A 5,162-nucleotide genomic window follows, 5' to 3' on the forward strand; every position below is an offset into this window, starting at 1 on the left:
ACCCAATGGGCGGGAATGGGTGGAAAAGACCACCAATATCATGCGGTACGAAAAGGTCGGAAACATCTATGTCCATTTTTTTAAAGATGATCAGGTGCGTGTAGTTGCGGCCAATTCAAATGGGGCAAGTCCTCATCATCCAATATTGGAAGAGGTCACCGTTCCGCCAGCGGAGGATTAGTAATCATGAGCACTCCAATACACTCATCACCGCCAAAGATAGCTGCTGATGCTGAAATAGAAATGATGGCAACGGAAACAGAAGAAATCGCCCTAAAGGATTTGCTAAGGGCGCCCGTGGTATACGCCCCAAGCGGAAATCCGCTTCCGTCCTGTCAAAAAATGGTCCGCATAGGCCTGTTCTTTGATGGCACAAGCAATAACAAATACAGGGATGAACCCAATCAGGCGCATACCAACGTCGTCAAGCTGTTCAATGCGCACAAGGATATCAAGGGCGAAAGCTATCAAAAAGATTCCAGCTGTTTCCGCTTTTATATCCCAGGTGTAGGCACGCGCTTTCCCGAGAATCAGGAGTGGAAGGAAACGCAGGAAGGTAAAGCCATGGGAAAAGGCGGACAGGCGCGGATTTTGTATGGCGTTTTAGAGGTCTATAACGCCGTTTATCAAGCATTTAACGAGGGGCGTGATTTATATGAACCAGCCCAACTCACCGCCAAACTAAAAAGCTATACCCGCGACGTCGAAGAGAACTACGACAAGGAATACCCCCTGCACGAGCGCCGCAAACGCTGGTTCACGCAGCTGCGCGACGAACTCAACAACAAGCTTCAAGCTCAACGTGACATTATCATCCAGCCGCGCATCCCACTGATTCGCGTGGCCGTCTTCGGTTTCTCTCGCGGCGCGATTGAAGCGCGCAGTTTCTGCTACTGGCTTCACGCTGCGCTGGAAGAGAAATCCACGCTAGCGGGCATGCCCATCGAGATCAACTTCCTCGGTCTGTTCGATTCGGTCGCCTCGGTCGGCCTGCCACATTCGGCGGCGCAGACCACGCCTTTCCGCTTCATCGACGGCCATTTCAGCTGGGCGGCCGAGACCCTGACGCCGCTCCCTTCATTGGTCAAACAAACGGTGCACTACATCGCTGCACACGAACAGCGCATGAACTTCCCCGTCACGCGCGTCCAGGGAAACAACGTGCAGGAAGTGCTGTATCCCGGCGTGCATGCGGATGTGGGCGGAGGCTACTGCCCCAAGGAACAGGGCCGTGGCATGACGGTCGGACAGATGGTGTCGCAGGTGCCGCTGTTGCACATGCATAAAATCGCGCGTCTGGCGGGCGTGCCCTTGGTGACCTATCGCCAGATGGCTTCAGACCTGCAAGCCGACTACGCCCTCAGCCCCGAACTGGCGGCCAACTGGAACGCGTATATGGCAGCAGGGGACTTCGCCGGCACCTACGAAGCACAGGTGCGCGAACATCTGCGCATGTACTACCGTTTTCGCAGCCATTGGCTGGACCACATGGCGCAACTGCCGGCCTACCAGCGCGCCACGCCCCAAGAGCAGCAGGATATCGCCAGCTACGATGCACTGTTCAAGGGCGACATGGAACTGCTGCGCGAGCGCGCCAAGGGCGGTCCTCCAAGGAGGTATAGAGACAATGGCGATGAAATCAAATTCTACGGGCCGGGCCACAGTCATCTTGCCAATCAGCAGCAGCTGTTGCGTGCAGATACACGGCAGGCGCCTGATGCGACTGAAACGCTAGTGCTGGCAGTCTTCGAAGAACAACGAGGTCAGTCGAGAGCCGACGGTATCGCTTTGCTTGAGGAGCAAGTGCACGATTCATTGGCCGGGTTCTATCTGGGCGGCTATGTGAGCGCGGAAGAGAAGGCTGAGAAGTTGCGCACCTGGCAAACCAAGCCGCCATCGGAACACGATCGTTATAACCATCAAGCCTGGCAGAATTTTGAGAAGGCCAAGGCGAAGAATTCTGAACTGCAAAAGATTCTAGATGACAAGGCTGAGTTGGTCAGACAGACGGAGAATGCGCGCTTCAATGGACGTATGGACGACACGGGAGATTTACAACGTGAAAGCGCCTTCACTGACAAAGAAATTGCCCTGTTGACTCAAAACTCCAAGGACCAGCCGATATTCCCTGTGCAAAGCGACGAGGACGCGGGAGCGTTGTGTAGCGGCTACGTTTTCACACAAACCGGGACACTGCGTGAAGGCGGTGGATATCTGGTGCCGCGCGTTGTGTTCTTGCTGTAACAATACGTCGTGACATGGACCGGTGCAATACGTGAACAGATTGTCACTGACTGTCCTTGGACGATACTATCCAAAGACTATCCGACCCGGACGGTATCTATGTGCTGAGATGGGATGGAAAAATCAGAAGGGCGCACCCACAAGAAACTTGGGGGAGCGCTTTTCTTTAATCCGCTAATCAGGCATTCTTTGCATCGATTATGCTCAGCGCCTGTAAAACTCCTTGCTCTTCGATGCTGCGCAGGAATGTCTTCACCGCAGACACAAACTCCACCCGCTTGGCAAGATCATTTCCGAACACGGCTTCCAGCGCCAGCAAGGCATCCACGCGTGCGTCGATGTCGGCGATGCGCGCCGCCGCTTGCAGCGCATCAGCCAGCGGATCGGAGATCGGATACGCCAGCCCGGCTTCATCTTCTCCGCGCAGATAACGTATCCATCCCGCCACCGCAAAACACAGTCGCACGCAAGGCAGTCCAGCATCGAGGCGTGCGCGGATGGTGCCGAGCAAACGCTGCGGCAGCTTTTGCGAACCGTCCATGGCGATCTGTTGCAGGCGATGCTTCAGCGCCGGATTGCGGAAGCGCGCCACCAGCTCGTCGCGATATTCGTCCAGGCCGGGACGTTGCAGCGTCGGTGCGATTTCCTGCGTCATCATTTGTTCGATGAAGCCGCGCAAGCCGTCGTCGCGAATGGCCTGGTCGACCGTCACGTAGCCCGCCAGCGAACCCAGGTAGGCGAGGCTGGAATGGCTGCCGTTGAGCATGCGCAGCTTGGCGTGTTCGTAGGGCTCGGCTTCTTCCACCAGGGTTGCGCCGGCGGTTTCCCAAGCTGGTCGCGGACCGGCGAAGCGGTCTTCGATCACCCATTGCGAAAACGGCTCCGTCACCACCGGCCAGGCGTCGTCGACGCCCAGGCGTGCGGCGATGGCGACGCGATCCTCATCGGTGGTCTTGGGCACGATGCGGTCCACCATGGAGTTGGGGAAAGCGCCGTGCCGGGAAATCCATTTCGACAATTCAGGATCGACATGCCCGGCAAACGCCAGCACCAGCGCGCGCGAAGTGTTGCCGTTGGACGGCAGGTTGTCGCAGGACAGCACCGTGAAGGGCGGCAGTCCCGCATCGCGGCGCTTGCCGAGGGCGCGCACGATGAAGCCGATAGCCGAACGCGGCGCATCGGCATGCACCAGGTCGTGGACGATGTCGGGATGATCGAAGCGCAGCGTGTTGGACGCCGGATCGTGGCAATAACCTTTTTCCGTCACGGTCAGGCTGACGATATGGCAATGCGCATGACTCATCGCCGCCAGCACGGCGGCGGGCGACTCCGGCGCGACCAGTGTGTCGACCAGCGAGCCGATGATGCGCAGCTGTTCGCCTTCTACGCCTCTGATCGCCAGCGTATAGAGATTGTCCTGCGGGGCCAGCGCATCGCGGGTTTCAGGGCTGCGCAGCGATACGCCGACGATGCCCCAGCGCAGGTCGCCCTGCGCCAGCACCGTGTCGGTGTAGACCGCCTGGTGCGCGCGGTGGAAGGCGCCCAGTCCGAGATGCACGATGCCGGGTAGTAGCGCGGCTCTGTCATAGTCCGGCAGCGCCGCCTGCTTTTCTGTTTGCTTATCTGCTTGCGCCAGTGTTTGCTTGTTCAGCTTCATGTTGTGCCTGCGTCAGGTTTCATCACTTTTGCGGATGTTCTTTGACGCGCGACACCAGTTGCGTCGGGCTGACGAAACGCATCGCGATCAGCAGCCAGATCAGCGTGACGATCATGTACACCATCGCCATCGCATCGATCGACTGGGAAGCACGCACGCCTGCGGCGAACACCGAGTAATACAGCGCCACCACCAGCGTCTGCGTATCCGCGCCGGCCGTCAGGAAGGTCAGCTCGAACATCGCAATCGTGCGCACCAGCACCAGCAGCGAAGCAGCCAGGATGCCCGGTGCCAGCAACGGCACCAGCACATGGCGGAACATCGTGAAGGTGCGCGCGCCGAACACCCGTGCGGCTGATTCGAGGTTCGGATCGATCTGCTCGATGAACGGCGTCATCACCAGGATCACGAAGGGCAGCGCCGGCAACAGGTTGGCGATGATCACCCCGGGCAGGGTGCCTGCCAGGTGCAGTTCATACATCAGCGTGGCCAGCGGGATGCCGTAGGTGATCGGCGGGATCATCAGGGGCAGCAGGAACAAACCGGTCAGCAGTTTCTTGCCGCGGAAGTTGCGTCGCGCCAATGTGTACGCCGCCGGCACGCCGATCAGGATGGACAGCACCACCACCGACAGCACCACCTGCACCGTTACCAGCAGCACGTCGCCGAGCTGGAATTCCTGCCAGGCGGCGGAATACCATTCCAGCGTCCAGCCGTTTGGCAGCCAGGTCCCGAGCCAGCGCTTGGCCACCGAGTTGGTGGCGACCGAGGCGATCATCAGGCCGACGTTGATCAGGAAGAAGGTCATCAGGCCGACCACCAGTCCGCTCCAGGCACGGCTGGCCCAGTGGGAGCGGCGCTTCGGTGCAGGCTGTCGTGAGATCGATTGCGAAGTCATCATGGGAGAAGTTGTCGTTGCTTGTGTCATGGTTAACCCTTGCCTCCGGTGACCGGACCGCGGTAGAACAGATTGCGCGCACCGAGCACGATCACCACCACGCCCAGTTGCACTGCGCCCATGATCATCGCTACTGCCGATGCCATGGAATAGTCATAGTTCTCGAACGCCGCTTCATACGCCGCAATCGAAATCACACGCGTCGCACCGGCCGGCGAACCCAACAGCACCGCCGAAGGAAACACCGAAAACGCTTGCACGAACGACAGGCAGAACGCCATTGCCAAGCCCGGCAGAATCAGCGGGAAGATCACGTAGCGGAACTGGTTGAACGGATTGGCGCCCAGCGTCGCCGCGGCCCGT

The 5,162-nt window shown here is 58.9% G+C and carries 4 protein-coding genes and 1 pseudogene; 2 read left to right on the plus strand and 3 right to left on the minus strand.

Annotated elements, in window-relative coordinates; genetic code table 11:
* Positions 1–181: pseudogene (locus tag HLUSI_RS33325) on the plus strand (hypothetical protein); the annotation flags it as partial.
* 5 nt (positions 182–186) lie between these two features.
* Positions 187–2,244, plus strand: a complete 2,058-nt coding sequence (locus tag HLUSI_RS29750; RefSeq protein ID WP_238534047.1) for a T6SS phospholipase effector Tle1-like catalytic domain-containing protein — start codon at positions 187–189, stop codon at positions 2,242–2,244.
* Positions 2,245–2,422: 178 nt separating this feature from the next.
* On the opposite strand, the gene HLUSI_RS0119985 is transcribed toward HLUSI_RS29750, so the two are convergent.
* The 3 genes from HLUSI_RS0119985 to HLUSI_RS0119995 all read right to left on the minus strand — a co-directional run.
* Positions 2,423–3,901, minus strand: coding sequence for a mannitol dehydrogenase family protein (locus tag HLUSI_RS0119985; protein WP_016835632.1), 1,479 nt, complete (start codon positions 3,899–3,901; stop codon positions 2,423–2,425).
* A 22-nt stretch (positions 3,902–3,923) separates the two neighbouring features.
* Positions 3,924–4,802, minus strand: coding sequence for an ABC transporter permease (locus HLUSI_RS0119990; RefSeq protein WP_016835633.1), 879 nt, complete (start codon positions 4,800–4,802; stop codon positions 3,924–3,926).
* Between the two features lie 29 nt (positions 4,803–4,831).
* On the minus strand, positions 4,832–5,162 hold a 331-nt coding region (locus HLUSI_RS0119995), incomplete at its 5' end, for a carbohydrate ABC transporter permease (protein WP_016835634.1).

Source organism: Herbaspirillum lusitanum P6-12, assembly GCF_000256565.1.
GTDB lineage: Bacteria > Pseudomonadota > Gammaproteobacteria > Burkholderiales > Burkholderiaceae_D > Herbaspirillum > Herbaspirillum lusitanum.